General features: G+C 67.5%; 16 protein-coding genes. 6 read left to right on the top strand and 10 right to left on the bottom strand.

From position 1 onward, the window contains the following. Window positions 1-37 precede the first annotated feature (37 nt). From ACO2RJ_RS16920 to rpmB, 10 genes are all read right to left on the bottom strand, one after another. Window positions 38-1,015 (bottom strand): HpcH/HpaI aldolase/citrate lyase family protein, encoded by a 978-nt coding sequence (locus tag ACO2RJ_RS16920; RefSeq protein ID WP_423269293.1) that lies wholly within the window; start codon window positions 1,013-1,015, stop codon window positions 38-40. Between the two features lie 26 nt (window positions 1,016-1,041). Then, window positions 1,042-3,807, bottom strand: coding sequence for a phosphoenolpyruvate carboxylase (locus ACO2RJ_RS16915; RefSeq protein WP_423269292.1), 2,766 nt, complete (start codon window positions 3,805-3,807; stop codon window positions 1,042-1,044). A 100-nt stretch (window positions 3,808-3,907) separates the two neighbouring features. Further along, the gene (gene sucD, locus ACO2RJ_RS16910) at window positions 3,908-4,807 is read right to left on the bottom strand and encodes a succinate--CoA ligase subunit alpha (RefSeq protein WP_423269291.1); all 900 of its coding nucleotides are present in this window, start codon (window positions 4,805-4,807) and stop codon (window positions 3,908-3,910) included. Window positions 4,808-4,822: 15 nt separating this feature from the next. Next, a complete protein-coding gene (locus ACO2RJ_RS16905) occupies window positions 4,823-6,004 on the bottom strand; it encodes a malate--CoA ligase subunit beta (protein ID WP_423269290.1) in 1,182 nt (393 codons plus the stop codon). Window positions 6,005-6,144: 140 nt separating this feature from the next. Further along, window positions 6,145-6,774 (bottom strand): methenyltetrahydrofolate cyclohydrolase, encoded by a 630-nt coding sequence (fchA, locus tag ACO2RJ_RS16900; RefSeq protein ID WP_423269289.1) that lies wholly within the window; start codon window positions 6,772-6,774, stop codon window positions 6,145-6,147. Further along, the gene (locus ACO2RJ_RS16895) at window positions 6,774-7,640 is read right to left on the bottom strand and encodes an NADP-dependent methylenetetrahydromethanopterin/methylenetetrahydrofolate dehydrogenase (protein WP_423269288.1); all 867 of its coding nucleotides are present in this window, start codon (window positions 7,638-7,640) and stop codon (window positions 6,774-6,776) included. The genes fchA and ACO2RJ_RS16895 overlap by 1 nt, the downstream gene beginning before the upstream one ends. 209 nt (window positions 7,641-7,849) lie before the next feature. Then, the gene (locus ACO2RJ_RS16890; RefSeq protein WP_423269287.1) at window positions 7,850-8,791 is read right to left on the bottom strand and encodes a D-2-hydroxyacid dehydrogenase; all 942 of its coding nucleotides are present in this window, start codon (window positions 8,789-8,791) and stop codon (window positions 7,850-7,852) included. 124 nt (window positions 8,792-8,915) lie between these two features. Further along, window positions 8,916-10,124, bottom strand: a complete 1,209-nt coding sequence (locus tag ACO2RJ_RS16885) for an aminotransferase class V-fold PLP-dependent enzyme (RefSeq protein ID WP_423269286.1) — start codon at window positions 10,122-10,124, stop codon at window positions 8,916-8,918. Window positions 10,125-10,473: 349 nt separating this feature from the next. Beyond that, a complete protein-coding gene (locus ACO2RJ_RS16880; protein ID WP_423269285.1) occupies window positions 10,474-11,034 on the bottom strand; it encodes a queuosine precursor transporter in 561 nt (186 codons plus the stop codon). 68 nt (window positions 11,035-11,102) lie between these two features. Then, the gene (rpmB, locus tag ACO2RJ_RS16875; protein WP_423269284.1) at window positions 11,103-11,405 is read right to left on the bottom strand and encodes a 50S ribosomal protein L28; all 303 of its coding nucleotides are present in this window, start codon (window positions 11,403-11,405) and stop codon (window positions 11,103-11,105) included. Between the two features lie 343 nt (window positions 11,406-11,748). On the opposite strand from rpmB, the gene ACO2RJ_RS16870 reads away from it, so the two are divergent. The 6 genes from ACO2RJ_RS16870 (at window position 11,749) to ACO2RJ_RS16845 (ending at window position 19,131) form a co-directional block, all read left to right on the top strand. Further along, complete coding sequence (locus ACO2RJ_RS16870; protein WP_423269283.1) at window positions 11,749-12,621, top strand: DUF3108 domain-containing protein; 873 nt, start codon at window positions 11,749-11,751, stop codon at window positions 12,619-12,621. A gap of 217 nt (window positions 12,622-12,838) precedes the next feature. Then, complete coding sequence (locus ACO2RJ_RS16865; RefSeq protein WP_423269282.1) at window positions 12,839-16,303, top strand: helicase-related protein; 3,465 nt, start codon at window positions 12,839-12,841, stop codon at window positions 16,301-16,303. Window positions 16,304-16,313: 10 nt separating this feature from the next. Continuing rightward, window positions 16,314-16,634 (top strand): RNA-binding S4 domain-containing protein, encoded by a 321-nt coding sequence (locus ACO2RJ_RS16860; RefSeq protein ID WP_423269281.1) that lies wholly within the window; start codon window positions 16,314-16,316, stop codon window positions 16,632-16,634. Window positions 16,635-16,735: 101 nt separating this feature from the next. Next, the gene (gene fdxA, locus ACO2RJ_RS16855) at window positions 16,736-17,074 is read left to right on the top strand and encodes a ferredoxin FdxA (protein WP_423269280.1); all 339 of its coding nucleotides are present in this window, start codon (window positions 16,736-16,738) and stop codon (window positions 17,072-17,074) included. A gap of 346 nt (window positions 17,075-17,420) precedes the next feature. Further along, complete coding sequence (locus ACO2RJ_RS16850; RefSeq protein WP_423269279.1) at window positions 17,421-18,008, top strand: CarD family transcriptional regulator; 588 nt, start codon at window positions 17,421-17,423, stop codon at window positions 18,006-18,008. 244 nt (window positions 18,009-18,252) lie between these two features. Further along, window positions 18,253-19,131, top strand: coding sequence for an RNA polymerase factor sigma-32 (locus ACO2RJ_RS16845; protein WP_423269278.1), 879 nt, complete (start codon window positions 18,253-18,255; stop codon window positions 19,129-19,131). The last annotated feature ends 60 nt before the right edge of the window (window positions 19,132-19,191 follow it).

Below are 19,191 nucleotides of genomic sequence, written 5' to 3'. Positions count from 1 at the left end.
CTCCAACGTCTCCAGGCCCGAAGGCCGACGAACCGACTCAGGCGGCTTCCTTCATCGCGTCGGCCTTGTTGATCAGGGCCTCCGCCATGCGGATCGAGGCGATGTCGATCAGGCGGCCGTCGAGCGAGACGGCGCCCTTGCCGGCCTTGGCGGCCTCTTCCATGGCGACCAGGATGCGACGGGCCTTGTCCACTTCGGCGTCAGAGGGGGTGAAGACGTCGTTCGCGAGCTCGATCTGGCTCGGGTGGATCGCCCACTTGCCCTCATAACCCAGCACCGCGCAGCGACGGGCGGCGGAGAGATAGCCGTCCTTGTCGCCGAAGTCGCCGAACGGACCGTCGACCGGGCGCAGGCCGTAGGCGCGGCACGCCACCGCCATGCGGGCCTGAGCGTAAAGCCACGGGTCCTGCCAGTGCGACTCGCGATTGCCGGCTTCGTCCTTGTCGGTCAGCACGGAGTAGTCGGGATTGACGCCGCCGATGACGGTGGAGCGCGCGCGCATCGAAGCGGCGTAGTCGGCGACGCCGAAGGACATCGCCTCGAGCCGCTTCGAGGACTGCGCGATAGCCTCGACGTTCGCCATGCCGAGCGCGGTTTCGATCAGCACTTCGAAGCCGATCTTCTTTTCGCGCTTCTTGGCCTGCTCGATCTGGGTGACGAGCACGTCGATCGCGTAGACGTCGGCCGGCACGCCGACCTTCGGGATCAGGATCATGTCGAGGCGCGGGCACTGCTCCACGATGTCGACCACGTCGCGGTACATGAAGTGGGTGTCGAGGCCGTTGATGCGGATCATCATCGTCTTCGAACCCCAGTCGATGTCGTTCAGGGCCTCGACGATGTTCTTGCGCGCCTGCTCCTTGTCGTCGGGCGCGACGGCGTCCTCGAGGTCGAGGAAGATGACGTCGGCCTTCGACGCCGCGGACTTCTGCATGAACTCGCGATTGGAGCCGGGCACGGCCAATTCGGAGCGGTGCAGGCGCGGCGTGGCCTGCTGGATCAGAGTGAAGCTCATGGGACGTTTCCTCCTTGGTCGGCTTCTCAGCCCGTCGCGCCGAAGCCGACGGAAATGCAGTTGATGGACAACAGAAGCGCGGATTTCGCTTCGTCGCGCTTGAACTCGTCGGTCTCCGCCCGGTAGCGCCGCAGCAGCTCGACCTGCTCGCGGCTGACCTGGTTGATGACCGGAAGCCGCTCCGCCAGCCGCTCCCGGAAGGCGGGGTAGCGGAAGGCGATCTCGCCGCCGCCCGACACGCGCAGGCACATCTCGCAGGTCAGCGCATATTCGGCCTCGATCATGGCGAAGATTTCATCGCGGCTCGCCGCGTCCGGCGCAAGCTTGGCGTATTCGCGCGCGATCGACAGATCCACCATGCGCAGCGTCTTCTCGACCTCGTCGAGGATGAGCCGGAACGGCTTCGACTTCTCGAACATCCGTTTCAGCAGCGCCTCGCCGGTGTCGCCGCGCACCTCGATGAAATTCTTGAGACCCGAGCCGATGCCATACCAGCCGGTGATGACGTGCCGGTTCTGCGCCCAGGCGAACACCCAGGGAATCGCCCTGAGGTCGGACAGCGTGCGCGCGCCGAAGCGCCGGGCGGGGCGCGAGCCGATGTTCAGCAAAGCGAGCTCGTCGAGCGGGCTCGCGTTCTGGAAGTAGTCGACGAGCCCGGGGTGATGGATGAGCTGCGTGTAGACCGCTCGGGAGGCGCCGGACAGCGCCTCCATGGCGTCGTCGAATTCGTGACGCGCCGGCGACTGCTCCTTGGTCGACGTCAGGAGATGCTCCATCACCGAGGCCGCCGTAAGCTCCATCTGATAGGCCGCGGTGCCGCGGTTCGAGTATTTGAACGAGACGACCTCGCCCTGGTCCGTCACCCGATACTGTCTCCGGATCGAACCCGGCGGCAGGGCCTCGATCGCGCGCGCGGTCGGCGCGCCGCCGCGCGACACCGAGCCGCCGCGGCCGTGGAAGAACGCGATCGGGACGCCGGCCTGGACGCCGACCTCGGCGAGTTTGGCCTGCGCCTTGTAGAGCTCCCAGTTGGAGGCGAAGTAGCCGCCGTCCTTGTTGGAGTCCGAGTATCCGACCATGACCTCCTGGAAGCCGCCCTGCCAGCGCACCGAGCGCCGCACGAGCGGAATCGACAGCAGGTCCTTCATGATCGCTGGCGCCGCCCGCAGATCGTCGATGGTCTCGAACAGCGGCACGATCGGCAGCTGACAGATCTCGACGCCTGCTCCGTCGAGATAGATGCGCGCCTCCTTGGCGAGAAGATAGACGCCGAGGATGTCGTTGACCGAGCGCGTCATGGACAGGATGAAGGCGCCGACGGCCTCGCGATCCAGCTCCGCCCGCATCTCGCCGACCAGGCCGAAGGTCGCGAGAGTCTCGCGCGAGTCGGCCGAGAGCTTCGGAAGGTCCCGCGGCCGGACGCGCGGCTTGGAGAGTTCGCTCGTCAGCCACGCGCGCCAGGCGTCGGAGTCGACGTCGGGCGCGTCTTCCGGCTCGGCGTTCTCCGCGGACGCCCAGATCTCCTGCAGCGCCTTCGTCGTCCGGGTGGAGTTCTCGCGCAGGTCGAGATGCACGGTGGAGAAGCGGAACAGCTCGACCATCCGGCGGACCGGCCGAACCTGATTGACGGCGAGAGACCGGCATCCCGCCTCGATCAGACCCTTCTCGAGCCCCCGCAAATCATTGATCAGCTGGTCGGCGTCGCCGTAATGGGGGCCCGGCAGGATGACGGGCTCTTCCTTGTTGCGTTCGATCGTGGCGTCGAGCTTGCGCAGGGCGCAAGTCAGATACTGGCGGAAATGCTCGCCGGGATTGCGCGCGGCGATCGCCTCGCCGTCGCCGCTGGCGTCCAGCTGCGCCTTGAGCTCCTTGCGGAAGGAGACCGGCGTCGGCAGGACGCGCTCGGTGATCGACAGCCACTTGCCGAGCTCGTTCAGCCAAGTGCGGAAGCGGCGCATGCTGGCGCGGGCGTTGCGCTTCAGCGTCGTCCGCGTAACGTCGGAGGTGACGAAGGGATTGCCGTCGCGGTCGCCGCCCACCCATGAGCCGAACTGGAAGAAGGGCGGCATCTCGAAATCGGCGTCAGGGTAGTATTCGGCGAGCGACGCCTCCAGCGAATAGAGGAGCTCGGGCAGCGTCTCGAACAGAGATTCGTCGAAAAAGTGCAGCGCCCACGAGACTTCGCGAACGACCGTCGCCTTCTCAAGCTGCAGTTCGCCCGTCAGGAAGATCAGCTCGATCTGGTCGCTCAGGTCGGTCATCAACGCGTTGCGTTCGCGCTCGGTGTAGCGCGGCAGCTCGAGCTCGCGCAGGAGAAGATAGACCTTGCGCAGCTTCTCCAGCACCGTGACGCGCTTGCTCTCCGTCGGATGCGCCGTGAGGGTCGGCCGGATGCGGAGGCTGCTCAGCATGTCGTGGATGTCGGACGCCGTGACGCCCGCGGCGGAGGCCTCGGCGAGAACCTTGGAGAAGGTCCCGTTGACCTCGGCGCGGCCCCGGGTGCGCTCGACGTGGCGGCGTCGGCGCATCGCGGTGTTCTCTTCGACGATCGAGAGCAGCCGGAACCAGATGCTCTGGAGCTGAAGCGCGCGCCCGATCAGCGCGGGCGTCAGATGGCTGATGTCCGCCTCGCCCTTGAGGATGCCCTCGAGCTCGGGCTCGTGGCGTCTGCAGATTTCGAGCAGGGCGTGGAACAGGATCTCGGTCGCGGCGTGCGGGTCGGCGCCGGTGATGATGGGCGGGGCGAACGGCGCCTCGGGCGTGGGCGCCAGGGTCTGTGCGGTCGGCGTCATCGCTCAACTCCACTGCTGCGGGCTTTGTATCGACGCCCTGCGGGACTTGGATGACGGACGCGGCGGCCCGCGCCGCCGCGCCGCGGGATGGCGGCGGCTGTCAGGCCGCCTTCTGGGCCCGGCTCAGCACGCTGGCGACCGTCGTTCCGAACGAGCCGGGATCGGGCGCCACGGTCAGGCCGTAGGATTTCATGATCTCAGCCTTCTCGGCGGCGCTGTCGCCCGTCGCTGAAATGATAGCCCCGGCGTGGCCCATCCGGCGACCCTTCGGCGCCGTCAGGCCGGCGACGAAGCCGATCACAGGCTTCGACATGTTGTCCTTGATCCAGGCGGAGGCCTCCGCCTCCTGGGGGCCGCCGATCTCGCCGATGATCAGCACGGCCTCGGTCTCCGGGTCCTCCTCGAACAAGGCGAGGTGGTCGAGGAAGGAGGAGCCGTTGATCGGATCGCCGCCGATGCCGACGGAGGTCGAGATGCCGATGTTCAGCGCCTTCATCTGGGAGGCGGCCTCGTAGCCGAGCGTTCCGGAGCGCGAGATCACGCCGACCTTGCCCTGGAGGTAGATGTGGCCCGGCATGATGCCGAGCATGGCCTTGCCGGGCGAGATGATGCCTGCGCAGTTCGGGCCGACCACGATGGTCCGCTTGTCCTTGGGGTAGCGGTAGAGGTAGCGCTTCACGCGCATCATGTCCTGCGCCGGGATGCCGTCCGTGATCGAGCAGACCAAGGCGAGCCCTGCGTCCGCGGCCTCCATCAGCGCGTCGGCCGCGAAGGGCGGCGCCACGAAGGTGATCGAGGTCGTCGCGCCGGTCTCGCGCACGGCGTCCTTGACCGTGTTGAACACCGGCAGGCCGAGATGCGTCTTGCCGCCCTTTCCGGGCGTGACGCCGCCGACGACGTTGGTGCCGTATTCGATCATCTCCTTGGCGTGGAAGGTGCCTTTGTCGCCCGTGATGCCCTGGACGATGATCGGAGTCTTTTCGTCGATGAGAATGCTCATGATGGTCTCCTCCGGTCAGGCCGCGCGCTGCTTGTAGCTGTCGCAGGCGTCGACGGCCTTTTTCGCGGCGTCCGACAGCGAGTCGGCTGTGATCAGGTCGAGGCCGCTCTCTTCGAGGATCTTCTTGCCCGCCTCGACATTGGTGCCGGCCAGCCGCACGATCAGGGGCACCTCGATTTTCACTTCCTTCGCCGCCTGAACGACGCCCTGGGCGACCCAGTCGCAGCGGTTGATGCCGGCGAAAATGTTGACCAGGATCGCCTTCACGTTCTTGTCCGACAGAACGAGGTTGAAGGCGGTCGCCACCCGTTCCGGGCTCGCGCCGCCGCCGACGTCGAGGAAGTTCGCGGGGCTGCCGCCGGCGTGCTTGATCATGTCCATGGTCGCCATGGCGAGGCCGGCGCCGTTGACGATGCAGCCGATCTCGCCCTCGAGCCCGATGTAATTGAGATTGTGCTCGGCGGCCTGCGCCTCGCGCGGATCGGACTGCGACGGATCGTGCATGTCGGCGACGTTCGGCCGCCGGAACAGCGCATTGTCGTCGAACGACATCTTGGCGTCGAGCGCGAGCACCCGGTCGTCCTTGGTGACGACCAGCGGGTTGATCTCGAGCATCTGGCAGTCGGTGTCGCGGAACGCGCGGTAGGCGTTCATGATCGTCTTCACCGCGGCCGAGACCTGCTTGATGTTCAGGCCGAGTTTGAAGGCGAGTTCGCGGGCTTCGAACTGCTGCAGTCCGACGGCGGGCTCGACCACGACCTGAAGCAGTGCGTCCGGATTGGTCCGGGCGATCTCCTCGATCTCCATGCCGCCCTGCTGGCTCGCGATCACCCGCACGCGCTCGGCCTTCCGATCGAGCACGTAGCCGAGATAGAGCTCGCGCTCGAAGGGATCGGCCACCTCGACATAGATCCGCTGCACCGGCTTGCCCTCGGGACCAGTCTGATGCGTGACGAGGCGCTTGCCGAGCATGCCCTTCGCGGCGTCGCGCACCTCGTTATAGGTGCGGCAGAGCTTGATGCCGCCCGCCTTGCCGCGGGCGCCGGCGTGGATCTGCGCCTTCACCGCCCAGTAGGAGCCGCCGAGTTCGGTCGCGGCGTAGACGGCCTGGTCGGGGCTGAACGCCACCGCGCCCTTGGCGACGGCGACGCCGAATCCCGACAGCAACTCCTTCGCCTGATACTCGTGAATGTCCATCGCGGCCTCCTCGTCATTCAGATTTTCTTAGTGAAACATTCAGACAACCTAAGATATTCTTACATATACTGGCGTGCGCGTCACGCCCGACTTTCGTAACAGTCGGAGATGACAGACTTCGGCCGCCCGAAGGCGGAAGATCAGTCCAGCTTGGCCCTGACCGCCGCGTAAGTCGCCGTGGTCGTCGCGCCGGCGTCCGAGAGCAGGGATTCGAGCTCCTGCAGGCGGCCCTCGGCGAAGTCGCGATCCTTGATGGACTTCGCGTTCACCCGCACGTTGAGCGCGGCGCTCAGCAGGCCGGCATAGGCCGACTGCACGGCGACGCCGGCGTCCGAGACGACGTTGACGTTGCCCTTCTCGGCCGTGACGGCCGAAAGCTTGACCACCTCGGCGCAGAGCCTGGCGCATTCCAGGGGCACGTCCGTCGCGACTTTCAGCGCGGCCTGGATCTTGGCCGTGCGCTCCGCCTTGGCCTCTTCGGTCTCGCCCTTCGGCAGCCCGTAGGCCCCCATCACGGCGTCGAAGGCCTGCACGTCGTCTCCGATCGCCTTGGTCAGCTCCGCGCGGAGCCCCTCAGATTTCGCGAGGACCTCCTTCAGCTCGGCCTCGGACTCCGCGTATTTCGGCTTTCCGATGGTGAGGTTGCAGACCATCGACACCAGCGCCGCGCCCATGGCGCCGGAGATCGCGGCCGCGCCCCCGCCGCCCGGCGTGGAGCGCTCGCTCGCGAGATCGTCGAGAAAGGCGCCGAGCGCCTGGTCCTCGGCCATCACGCCATGTCCTTCGCAAGCGCATAGATCTCGTCGGCGTCGAAGGACTGGTCGGCCGCCTCGAACAGCTTGCCGATCAGCGTGCGGTGAAGCTTGAGCTTCAGGCCGCCCAGACCGAGCGCGCCCAGCGCAAGCTTGCCGTGACGCTCCTTCGCCTTGTCCATCGCGTCGATGCCGCCGATGCCGAGCGGCGGCTGCGCGTTGTAGTCGACGACGATCTCGATCGAGGCTTCCGACGACCAGTTCTCTTCCGAGAGCAGCTCGAAGCCGATCGCGCCCGCCGAGAAGACGAGGTTGGCGCCCGCCACCGCCGCCTTGCGCGCGGCCTCGTTTTTGGCCTCGATCGCTTCGACTTTCACGCCGAAGCGCTTCTCGATCGCGTCGGCGGCCTTCTGGGTCTTCCCAAGGTCGCGGCCGGTGATGGCGACGGTCGCGCCTTCTTTGCCCAGCATGGCGGCGGAGCGCATGCCGACCGGGCCGGTGCCCGCCAGGATCACGGCCTTCTTGCCTTTCACGTCCCCGCCGAGCGCCTTGACCGCAAGCGCGACGCCCGCGGCGGCCGTCGTGTTCGAGCCGTTCGAGTCGAGCATGGTCGAGACGCGGAACGGGCCGAAGAAGCGCTTCTGCACGGCGTCGAACACGGCTTCGCCGGCGGCCATGTCGCCGCCGCCCACGAAGATCGCGGTCGACTTCTTCTCCGAGCCGCCGCGGGTGTAGATCGTGCCGTCGACATAGGCGCCGACGTTTTCAGGCGTCACGTGGCCGTAGCCCGTGATGTGGTCGGCGCCGCCGTCGTAGCCGACGACCGTGTCGAACACGCTCGGGGCCGGATCGGTGTCGAATTGGAACAGGAGCTTCTTGGTCATGGTCTTCCCTGCGCCCGCCCGGTCGCGGGCTTTGTTGTTTCGGCCGCCCGCGACGTCGCGGGCGGAAAGCGAAATCCTGCGGCTTGGGCGCCGCTCGCCAGGCCAGGCTGGCGGCCTGCGCCGACTGCGGAGCGCCGCGCGGGAAGGTTCCTCAGGAACGCTTCCCGCAAGGCGTCGATGCCGGCGCCGTCAGATGCGCGAGCCACCGCTCACTCCACGACGTTCGACGGCTTGCCGGCCACGAAGTTCTCGACGTTGTCGATCAGCTGGTCGGCGAGGATCTGCATCGCCTCCTTGCTGGCCCAGGCCACATGCGGCGTGACGATGAGGTTCGGAAGATCGGCGTCGCACAGGATGTTGCCGTTCTTCGGAGGCTCCTGGGCCACGACGTCAAAGCCGGCTCCGCCGATCTCGCCGGACTTGAGCGCCTCGAGCAGCGCGGCTTCGTCGACCAGGCCGCCGCGCGCCGTGTTGATGAGAAGCGCGTGCTTCTTCATCTTCTTGAACTGCTCCGCGCCGAACATGTTCTTGGTGTCCGGCGTCAGCGGCACGTGGATCGTGATGGCGTCCGACTGGGTCAGCACCGTCTCGAAATCCACAAGCCCGTCCTGCGGAAACACGTCGTAAGGCAGGATCTTCATGCCGAGCGCTTCGGCGCGCTTGCCGATCGATTTGCCGAGCGCGCCATAGCCGACGATCCCGAGCGTCGAGCCCGCGATGTCGTAGATCGGATAGTCGAAGTAGCAGAACTGCGAGGACTTGTTCCAGTCGCCGCGCCTCACCGAATTGGCGTAGGGCACGATGGCGCGCCGCAGCGCGAACAGCAGGCCGATGACGTGTTCCGGCACCGTGTTGAACGCATAGCCGCGGATGTTGGAGATGGTGATCCCCTGCGTTTTGGCCTGCGCCTTGTCGATGATGTCGGTGCCGGTCGCGGCGACGGCGATCAGCTTGAGCTTCGGCAGCTGCTTCAGCGTCTCGGCGCGCATCGGCACCTTGTTGATGAGGGCGATGTCGGCGTCCTTGAGGCGCTCGACGATGTCCTCCGGCGTCCAGGTCGAGTCGTATTCGACGTAGTCGTGCTCGAAGTTCGGTCGGCGAACGTTGGCGTCGACGCTTTCGCGGTCGAGAAAGACGATCTTATGCGTCATGGGCGACCCCCTGTTGTTGGGCCGACAGCGTCGGCCAGCCGTGGCGAACTTGCATGATAGGGCGCAAATCGCCGATCTCGGCGCCCGCCAAACGGCGCGCGCCGAGACCGAACGTTAGCCGATATCACGCCGCCTTGGGGGCAGCCTCCTGCTTCGCGAGCGGGTTGTCGCGCAGATAGGTCTGCGCGGCGCCGACGCCCGAGCCCGCCGTGATCTTCACGCCGTTGTCGAGCATCGACATCTCGGCGCCCGCGATCGCGCCGAGCAGCATGAGTTCGTTCAGGTCGCCGATATGGCCGATGCGGAACACCTTGCCGGCGACCTTCGAGAGGCCGGCGCCGAGCGCGAGATTGTACCGGTCATAGGCGTGGCGAATGATCTTCGCCGCGTCGATTCCGTCCGGCGCCAGGATCGCCGACACCGTGTCGGAGTGCCAGCGGGGCGACTTCGCGCAGAGCTTGAGGCCCCAGGCGTCGACCGCCGCGCGGGTGGCGGCGCCCAGAACGTGATGGCGGTGGAAGATGTTCTCCAAGCCTTCGTCCTCAATGCACTGCAGCGACTCGCGCAGGCCGTGCAGCAGAGGGGTCGCGGGCGTGTAGGGGAAGTAGCCGCCGGGGTTGGTGTTGATGTGGTCCTGGAAGTCGAAATAGACCTTGTTGAGCTTGGCGTTCTTGCGCAGGTTCAGCGCCTGCTGGCTGACGCAGACGAAACCGAGGCCCGCCGGCAGCATCAGGCCCTTCTGGGAGCCGGAGACCGCGCAGTCGACCTTCCACTCGTCGAAGCGGAAGTCGATCGAGCCGAGGCCCGAGACCGAGTCGACGAACAGCAGCGCCGGATGCTTGGCGGCGTCCATCGCCTTGCGAATGGCGCCGATGTTCGACGTCACGCCCGTCGCCGTCTCATTGTGGACGACCATGACGGCCTTGATCTCATGCGCCTTGTCGGCGACGAGGGCCTCCTCGATCTTCTCCTCGTGGGCGCCCGTGCCCCACTCCTCTTCCTGCACCTGCACGTCGAGGCCGAGGCGCTGCGCCATGTCGGTCCAGAGATGGCTGAACTGGCCGTAGCGGGCGGTCAGCACCTTGTCGCCGGGGGCGAGGGTGTTGGACAGAGCGGCTTCCCATCCGCCGGTGCCCGACGACGGGAAGATGAAGACCTGACCGTCCTTCGTCTTGAAGACCTTCTTCAGGCCCTCGAACAGCGGCTTGGTGAGGTCGGGGAAAACCGGCGAGCGGTGGTCCTCCTGCGACACGACCATCGCGCGGAGCACGCGCTCCGGCACATTGGTGGGACCAGGAACGAACAGAAAATTGCGACCGGGGCGTCTCGCCATTTTTTCCTCCAAGGAACCTTCTTTGAACGTCATTATAGACGAGAGAGGCCATTTGACTATGCGACAGCTGGCCACATTTTTCTTACATCTGCTAGCTTAAGCGTTTCTTGTGTTTCGCTTCAGCCAAACTACTGCGTAAGCCGATAGTATCGTCCATATGCGCATCGCATGATAGACAAACGCTATCAATCTAGACTTCCGTCACGGCCCGTGGATTTGCGTGAACGGCGGGCGAAGGTCAACCACGCTCGCGCCCGTCCCAGGATCGGACCCGCCCCCGGAGCTTAGAATCCGACGCGCGATTTGGAAGACCGAAAAACGCCCGGCCATCTGAGCCGCCGGCGAACGCTCAGCGAGAGGGGCGCGGCGTCTCGAAGGGGCGCACGACGCGCATCAGCGCGGCGTAGGGCGCGAGCAGGACGAACGCCCCGAACACCTTCACGATGAAGTCGAACGCCGCGAGATTGACCCACAACGGCGCGTCGGCCACGCCGCCGAGCAGGCCGACCGTCGTCGACATCTCCGCGTCGCCCGCGAAGGCGAGGCTGAAGAACAGCGCCGTGTCGATCGCGGATCCCGCAAGGCTCGCCACCAGCGGAGCGCGCCACCACGCGAGGCGCCGCAGCCGGGCGAACACCGACACGTCGAGCAGCTGTCCGACCAGGAACGCCGTTCCCGACGCGAGCGCGATGCGTGGCGTCGCAAGCGCAAGCGACAGGAGCACGGCGAGCGCGAAGCCGACGAGCACCACGCGGCGGGCGATCTTCGGCCCGAAGCGGCGGTTGGTCAGATCGGTGACGAGGAAGGCGAGAGGATAGCTGAACGCGCCCCAGGTGAGCTTGTCCGCCAGCCCGAACGCCTCGACCGGATGCTGGACAAGCACGTTCGACGCCGCGACGACGAGCGTCATCGCGGCGACGGGCAGGATCAGGTCAGGAAGCGTTGCGGCGCGCGTTCCGGCGCCGCGGTCGCGAGCCGTCAGGAGGCGACCTGCGCAGGCTCGGCGGAGGCCTTAGCGATCTTGCGCTTGAGGTCCCGCGCGTTCTGGCTGAGCTCCAGCGTCGAGGCCTTCGCGAGGAATGCGTCCAGGCCGCCGCGATGCTCGACCGAGCGCAGCGCGTGCGCCGACACGCGCAGCCGCACCGACTGGCCGAGCGCTTCGGAGATCAGCGAGACGTTGACGAGGTTCGGACGGAAGGTCCGCTTCGTCTTGTGGTTCGAATGGCTGACCTTGTGCCCGGTGAGCACGGCCTTGCCGGTCAATTCGCAGCGCCGCGACATGGGCGAAACTCCTGGATCGTTCTGCTCAGGTCCAGCGCGACGAACATCCCGTCGGACCTTCCGGCCCGGTGGGGCGCACGCGCCGCGAGCCCTGAAATGAGAAGGCGGCGCTATAGACGAGCGGCGCTCGACCGTCAAGAACGCGGCGGGGACCGTCGGTCCGGCGGCGCGGCGAAAACCGCGGCCTCGCGGCATTCGAAGCCTCACAATAGACCGAATCTGGCTTAACGTGGATGGATGGTCGCCTGCCGCGGCTCTCTGCGCGCGTCGTGGGCTGTCGTCGTGAACAGGGTTGTCGCTTCGTCCGACGGAGCTTGGCCCGATCGAGATCCAGTAGTCGTCCATGTCGTTTTCATCGTTCGACCGGCGCCTTTCGCTCCGCGCCGCATCAGCGGTCGCCCTCGCCGGGGCGCTCGCGGTTTTCTCGGCAGCGCCAGCCGCCGCGGAAACGCGGGTTCGGGCGCGCTATCAGCTGACCCTCGCAGGCTTCGAGATCGGCGCCGCGTCGATGCAGTCGGGCGTCGACGGCTCCGGCTACGACATCAATCTGAGCCTGCGCATGACGGGGCTGGCGAGGTTCATCACAGGCGGACGAGGAGCGGCGACCTCCCGCGGCGCGCTTCATGACGCGGCGGTGACGCCGGCGGCCTATGCGCTGAACACGCGCTCCAGCGACAAGGGCCAGGTCATCCGCTTCGCGCTCGCCGCAGGCGCGATCACCCAGATTTCGGTCGAGCCGCCGCCCAAGACGCGCGACACCGTTCCAATCACCGACGCCGACAAGCGCGGCGTGATCGATCCCTTGAGCGCGCTCGTGATGCCGGTGGCGGGCTCGGGGGATCCGCTGGCGCCGTCCTCCTGCGACCGGACGCTGCCGATCTTCGACGGCCGCCAGCGCTTCGACGTCACGCTGCGCTACGACCGCTTCGAGACCGCGAAAGGCGATCCCGCGGTGAAGGGCTCCTATGACGGCAAGGTGATCGTGTGCAAGGCGAGCTACAAGGCGATCGCCGGCCACAAGCCCGGCCGCCGGCAGGTGACCTTCATGGAGAACAACAAGGACATGGAGGTCTGGCTCGCCCCGATCGCCGGCACGCGCGCTCTGCTGCCGTGGAAGATTTCGGTTCGGACCGAGATGGGAACGGCCGTCATCGCGGCGACGTCTTTCGTCGTCGATGGGGACGCCAAAGCGCCGGGCGAGAAATCCAATCTCTGAGGTTCGGCTGTCGCGGAACGTGTTTCCCGCTCTGGTTGTGCGGCGCGGCGCCGCCTCGGCGGCGCCGCCGGAACCGAGAGTCGAATCAAGCTATTGGAACGAATCACGAATCAGCGGACGGGCGCCGATTCGCCCCTGTTTCGTTCTTGTCGCGTTCACGTCAGCCCGCGACTCGCATGGCGTGCGTCGACCGGCGCCGCGGGTTAAGGTTCGCTGAATGCATGACGTCGCCGCCCTCGCGCCGGCCCCCGCTTCCGATATTCTCGCTCCGGCCCGCGGCCGCGGCGTCACGGCGGTGCTCGGTCCCACCAACACGGGAAAGACCCATCTCGCGATCGAGCGGATGGCGGCGCACGGCTCGGGCCTGATCGGCCTGCCGCTGCGGCTGCTGGCGCGCGAGGTCTATGGCCGCCTCGTCGAAAAGGTCGGCGCGGACAAGGTGGCGCTCGTCACGGGCGAGGAGAAGATCAAGCCGTTCGGAGCGCGGTTCTGGGTCTCGACCGTCGAAGCCATGCCGCGCGATCTCGACGTCGATTTCGTCGCGATCGACGAGATCCAACTCTGCGCGGATCTCGTGCGGGGCCATGTCTTCACGGATCGGCTGCTCAACATGCGCGGCCGCTACGAGACGCTGGCGCTGGGCGCGGCGACGATGCGGCCGCTGGTCGACAGGCTGCTTCCGGGCGCGAACGTGATCGGCCGGCCCCGCCTCAGCCAGTTGTCCTTTTCCGGCGAACGCAAGCTCACGCGGCTTCCGCCGCGTTCGGCGATCGTCGCCTTCTCCGCCGAGGAGGTCTACGCGATCGCCGAGCTGATCCGACGGCAGCGGGGCGGCGCGGCGGTCGTGCTCGGCGCGCTCAGCCCACGGACGCGCAACGCACAGGTCGCGATGTACCAGTCCGGCGACGTCGACTACCTCGTCGCGACCGACGCGATCGGCATGGGGCTGAATCTGGACGTTGACCATGTCGCCTTCGCCGGGGACCGCAAGTTCGACGGCCATCAGTACCGGCGTCTGAACCCTTCCGAATTCGCCCAGATCGCAGGCCGCGCCGGCCGTCATCTGCGCGACGGCACGTTCGGGACGACAGGGCGCTGCCCGCCCTTCGAGCCGGAACTGGTGGAGCGGCTGGAGTCTCACAGCTTCGACAGCGTTAAGGTTCTGCAGTGGCGGAACGCCCGTCTCGATTTCCGCGACGTCGGCGGGCTGATCGACAGCCTGTCGCGACCGCCTGCGGAAACCGGGGTCACCCGCGCGCCCGACGCCGACGACGTGCGGGTGCTGATGAGCCTGTCCCGTGATCCGGACGTCCGGGCGGCGGCGCGCGGCGAGGCGGCGGTGCGGCTTCTGTGGGAGGTCTGCCAGGTGCCGGACTATCGCAAGATCGCGCCGGCGCAGCACGCAGAACTTCTCGCCGACCTCTATGGTTTTCTCGTGCGGCCGGGTAAGGTCCCGACCGATTGGTTCGCGCGCCACGTCGCGACGACCGACCGGGCCGACGGAGACATCGACACGCTATCGGCGCGCATCGCGCATATCCGGACCTGGACTTTCGTCGCGAACCGCGCCGACTGGCTCGACGACCCCGAACATTGGCAGGGGGTCACGCGGGCGGTCGAGGATCGGCTCTCCGACGCGCTCCACGAACGTCTCGCTCATCGATTTGTAGACCGGCGCACCAGCGTGCTCATGCGCCGCCTCAGGGAACAGGACATGCTCGAAGCCGAAATCGACAAGGACGGCGACGTTCGGGTGGAAGGCCACCACGTCGGCCGTCTCGCAGGCTTCCAATTCGCGCCGGACTCTTCCGCCGACAGCGTCGAGGGCAAGGCGCTCAGGGCGGCGGCCTCCAAAGCGCTGGCGGGCGAGATCGAGGCGCGCGCCAACCGCTTCGCCAACGCCGGCGACGGCGAGATCGTGCTCGCCTCCGACGGCGCCGTGCGCTGGCAGGGGGAACTGGTCGGCCGGCTGGTCAAGGGCGACAAGACGCTGAGCCCCCGCATCCGGGTGCTCGCGGACGAGCAGTTGACCGGACCGGCGCGCGACCAGGTCGACAGGCGGCTCGATTTGTGGATCCGCGGACAGGTTCAGAAGCTGCTCGGGCCGTTGCAGGCGCTGGAGACGGCCGAGGACGTGACGGGCGTCGCCCGCGGCGTCGCCTATCAGGTCGTCGAGGAACTCGGCGTGCTCGACCGAGCGCGCGTCGCAGAGGAAGTGAAAGGTCTTGATCAGACGTCCCGCGCCGCGCTCAGGAAGCACGGGGTGCGCTTCGGCGCCCACCACATCTATCTGCCCGGGCTGCTGAAGCCGGCGCCGCGCGCCTTCGCCGCGCAACTTTGGGCGCTCGGCCATGACGGAACGGACATGAGGGTCGACGACGTCGCCCATCTCGCCGCCGCCGGCCGAACCTCGATCCCCGTGGACCCTGCGATCGACAAGGGGCTCTACCGTGCGCTGGGCTATCGGGTGTGCGGCGACCGCGCGATCCGCGTCGACATCCTCGAGCGTCTCGCCGACCTGATCCGCCCCGCGATTGCATGGAAGGCGACCCAGCCGGGCTCGCCGCCGCCCGGAGCGTTCGGGGGAGGCGGCTTCACCGTCACCGTCGCCATGACGTCGCTCGCCGGTTGCGCGGGCGAGGACTTCGCGAACGTGCTGCGCGCGCTCGGCTATCGCATGGAGCGCCGGCCGAAGCCGCCGGCTCCGGCGCCCGTCGTCGTCGCCGCCGAATCTGCGCCGGAGGAAGCCCTCGCGGAGGATGCATCCCCCGTGCGCGACGCGGTCGCGGAAACGGAAGACGCCGCCGCGCCCTCGGTCGCCGCCCCGGATTTGGCGGAGGACGCCTCCACGGATGGAGCGGACGTGCGCGACGAGCCGGTGTTCGACGTCGGCGCGGACGCCGAGCCCTTGATCGACGCCGTCTCGCTCGACGAGCCGGAGCCTGAATCGTCCATCGACCCTGACGACGCGGGTTTCGGCGAAGAGGTCACGGGCGCCGAAGCCGAGGAGGTCGCGGAGGCCGCCGCCGAGGCCGCCGAAGAGTCGGCCGAAGACGCGGTTTCGGAGCCGGCGACGGCGGACGGAGTCGACGACGACGCGATCCTCGGCGCGTCCGCGGACGCGCCGGAGGCGACGCTTACCGAGAACGCGGCTGAGCCGTCGCCGCCGGCTGAACCGGAACTGATCGAAGTCTGGCGGCCGGGCGGATTTGGCCGTCGCGAGCGGCCCGAGCAGCGCAATCGCCCTCCGCGTCGCGACGACCGACGCTCTCACGCCGCCCCGGCGGCGCCACGGGCCGACGCGCCGGCCCCCGTATCGGGGGGCGAACGCCCGGATCAGCGGCGCGGCGGCGACGGCCGACCCGACCGTCGGGGGCTGCGTCCTGGCGGTGGCGGCGGTGGCGGCGAACGCAACCCCGGCTCGAACCGGCCGCGGGAGTTCGGCCGCGGCGGCGCCGGCGGCCGGGGAGAGCGTGGCCCGCGCCCGAAGGATGGCGAGCGCGGGGGACGGTTCGGAGGCCCTGCGGGCGCGCCGATGAGCGCGTCTCCGCCGCGTCGGGCGGAGCGGGGGCCGGATCCGGATTCGCCTTTCGCCAAGCTGGCGGCGCTGAAGGCGCAGCTCGAGCAAGGCGCGTCGGGGTCCAAGGCGAAGCCGGGCGCCGACGGCGACAAGGACGCGTGACGCCTCGCCGATGCGGCGGTCGCAGGACGAGCTCCAGCCGCGCGCCCGTCTCGACGTGTGGCTCTGGCGCGCGCGCCTCGCGAAGACCCGCGGGGTCGCGACCGAACTGATCCGCGCGGGCCATGTCCGCGTGAACGGCCAAAAAACCCGCGTCGTCGCCCGTGGGGTGCGCGAGGGCGACATCCTCACCGTCGCGCTCGAACGGAGTGTGGTCGTCCTGCGGGTCGCCGCGCTCGGCGAACGCCGGGGCCCTGCGACCGAAGCTCGCACCCTCTATGAGCCGGTGGGCGCCTCGGACGACGGCGAGCCTGAGGACGAGGGCGCCGTCTGACGCGTCCCCTGCGACGTCCAGGGGGCCTTTCCAGCCGGCGCCGGCCCTTGCGCGGCTGATCCGGCTTCGCTACGTGGGCGCTGCCGACCGAGGAGACCCAGATGACCTACGTGGTCACGGACAACTGCATCAAGTGCAAGTACATGGACTGCGTCGAGGTGTGTCCGGTCGACTGCTTCTACGAAGGTGAGAACATGCTCGTCATTCACCCCGACGAATGCATCGATTGCGGGGTGTGCGAACCCGAATGCCCGGCGGAGGCGATCAAGCCCGACACGGAGCCGGGCCTCGAATCCTGGGTTAAGCTGAACGGCGATTACGCCAAGAGCTGGCCGAACATCACCATCAAGCGCGATCCGCCCGCCGACGCCAAGGAGTTCGACGGGGTTCCCGACAAGCTCGAGAAGTACTTTTCGGCGGAGCCGGGCGAGGGCGACTGACCCGTCTGCAGGGGCATCCGACAGCATCGGCGACGCGCGCTGCATGAAGCGCGGCGCTTATATCATTGATTTTTCCGTCCGATCGTGGTACCAATCACACACGGTCAAGGACGACGCGCCGCGGCACTGTCAAAGCGGCGACTTTTCGACAACGCGACATGAAAAGGCTCTCCCGCCGTCCTGCGACGTGTTGGAGCGAGCGCCGTCTTTTTCTGATCCCTGGGGGCCACGGTGGCCGGCGTTTGCGCCGGCTTCGTACGTGCGCCTTCGATTGATCGTCCCGACGGTGTCGGGATGACTTTGGGTCCGGCGCGACGCGACGGCCCGTTGCGGAGTGCGGAGCATCATGACCACGAAGAAGACGTCACAGGCCCGGCACGGGTTCAAGACGATGGAGAGCGTCGTCTACCCGTCCCATGGCGTGGGTCAGATCGTTGCGATCGAGGAGCAGAACATCGCCGGGCATACGCTCGAGCTGTTCGTCATCTCGTTCGAAAAGGACAAGATGACGCTTCGCGTTCCCGTGGCGAAGGTGACCTCAGCCGGCATGCGCAAGCTCTCCGAGGGCGACGTCGTCGGCAAGGCGCTCGACACCCTGACCGGACGGGCGCGCGTCAAGAAGACGATGTGGAGCCGTCGCGCTCAGGAGTATGAGGCGAAGATCAACTCGGGCGACCTCATCGCCATCGCCGAAGTGGTCCGCGACCTGTTCCGCGCCGACACGCAGCCCGAACAGTCCTACAGCGAGCGGCAGCTCTACGAATCCGCCCTTGATCGCATGACGCGTGAGGTGGCTGCGGTGCAGAAGCTTATCGACAGCGAGGCGCAGAAGGTCATCGAGGCGCAGCTCGCCAAGGGTCCCCGCCGCGGCCGGGCCGAGGAAGTCGAGGCCGAAGTCGAGGCCGAGGCTCCGGCCCAGGAGGAGGCCGCCTGAGAGGCGGACCTCATACCTCAGTCTGCGAAAAGCCCGGCGCAACGCCGGGCTTTTTTGCGCCCGTCCCTTGTCGAACGCAGCGAGCGCCCAATTGGGCCGCATCCATGATCGACAAGGCGTAGGATTGCCTGCTCACGAAACCGTGAACGGATATCTCCAGTTTCAGGACGTCCTTTTCAGCGTTCCGCGCGTTGCCAAGCTGTGATCGCCGTCTCGCCAGACGGCCTGCACGGGGAGACCACGCATGTCCCAGATGGCCGGTGTTCGTCGGCGCTTCGTCCGCGCAGCCATGGAGGCGCCGTTCCTCGAGCGAGCGGAAGAACACCAGCTCGCCGTGCAATGGAAGGATGACGGGGACGAACGGGCGCTGCACCGGCTTGCCGCCGCCCATATGCGACTGGTCATCGCCATCGCCGCCCGCTTCCGGCACTACGGCCTCCCCATGCCCGACCTGATCCAGGAGGGCCATGTGGGTCTGCTGGAGGCCGCCGCCCGGTTCGAGCCGGAACGGGAGGTGCGCTTCTCCACCTATGCGACCTGGTGGATCCGCGCGGCGATCCAGGACCATATCCTGCGGAACTGGTCGATCGTGCGCGGCGGCACCAGCTCGGCTCAGAAGGCGCTCTTCTTCAATTTACGCCGCCTGCGCGCCCGGTTGAGCAAGAACGGCGAGCCGATGATGCCAGGCGCTCTGCACGCCAAGATCGCGGAAGCGGTGGGGGTTTCGTCCAAAGACGTGGCGCTGATGGATTCGCGCCTGTCCGGTCCCGACATGTCGCTGAACGCGCCGATGATCGACAGCGATCCCAACTCCTCCTCGGAGCGAATGGACTTCCTCGTCGACACCGCGCCTCTGCCTGATGAGACCGTGGGCGAGTCCATCGACATGGAGCGCCGAGTGCGGTGGCTGCGCACGGCCCTGAACGTCTTGAACGAGCGCGAGCTCAAGATCGTGCGGGCGCGCCGTCTGGCTGAGAACGCCGTGACGCTCGAATCGCTCGGCGAACGGCTCGGCATTTCCAAAGAGCGCGTGCGCCAGATCGAGAACCGCGCCCTGGAGAAGCTCCGCCGCGCTTTGGTCGAGCAGCAGCCGATGGGCGCGGGGCAAGAGATGGTGGCCTGAGGGCGCCTGGCTTTGACGCCGCTCCGATAGGCGCGCCGCAGGACTTCGCCCGCGATTGCT

Source organism: Hansschlegelia sp. KR7-227 (assembly GCF_049446035.1).
Classification (GTDB): Bacteria; Pseudomonadota; Alphaproteobacteria; order Rhizobiales; family Methylopilaceae; genus Methylopila.
Note: the sequence above shows the minus strand (reverse complement) of the source record. Positions and strands in the feature narration are given on the sequence as shown.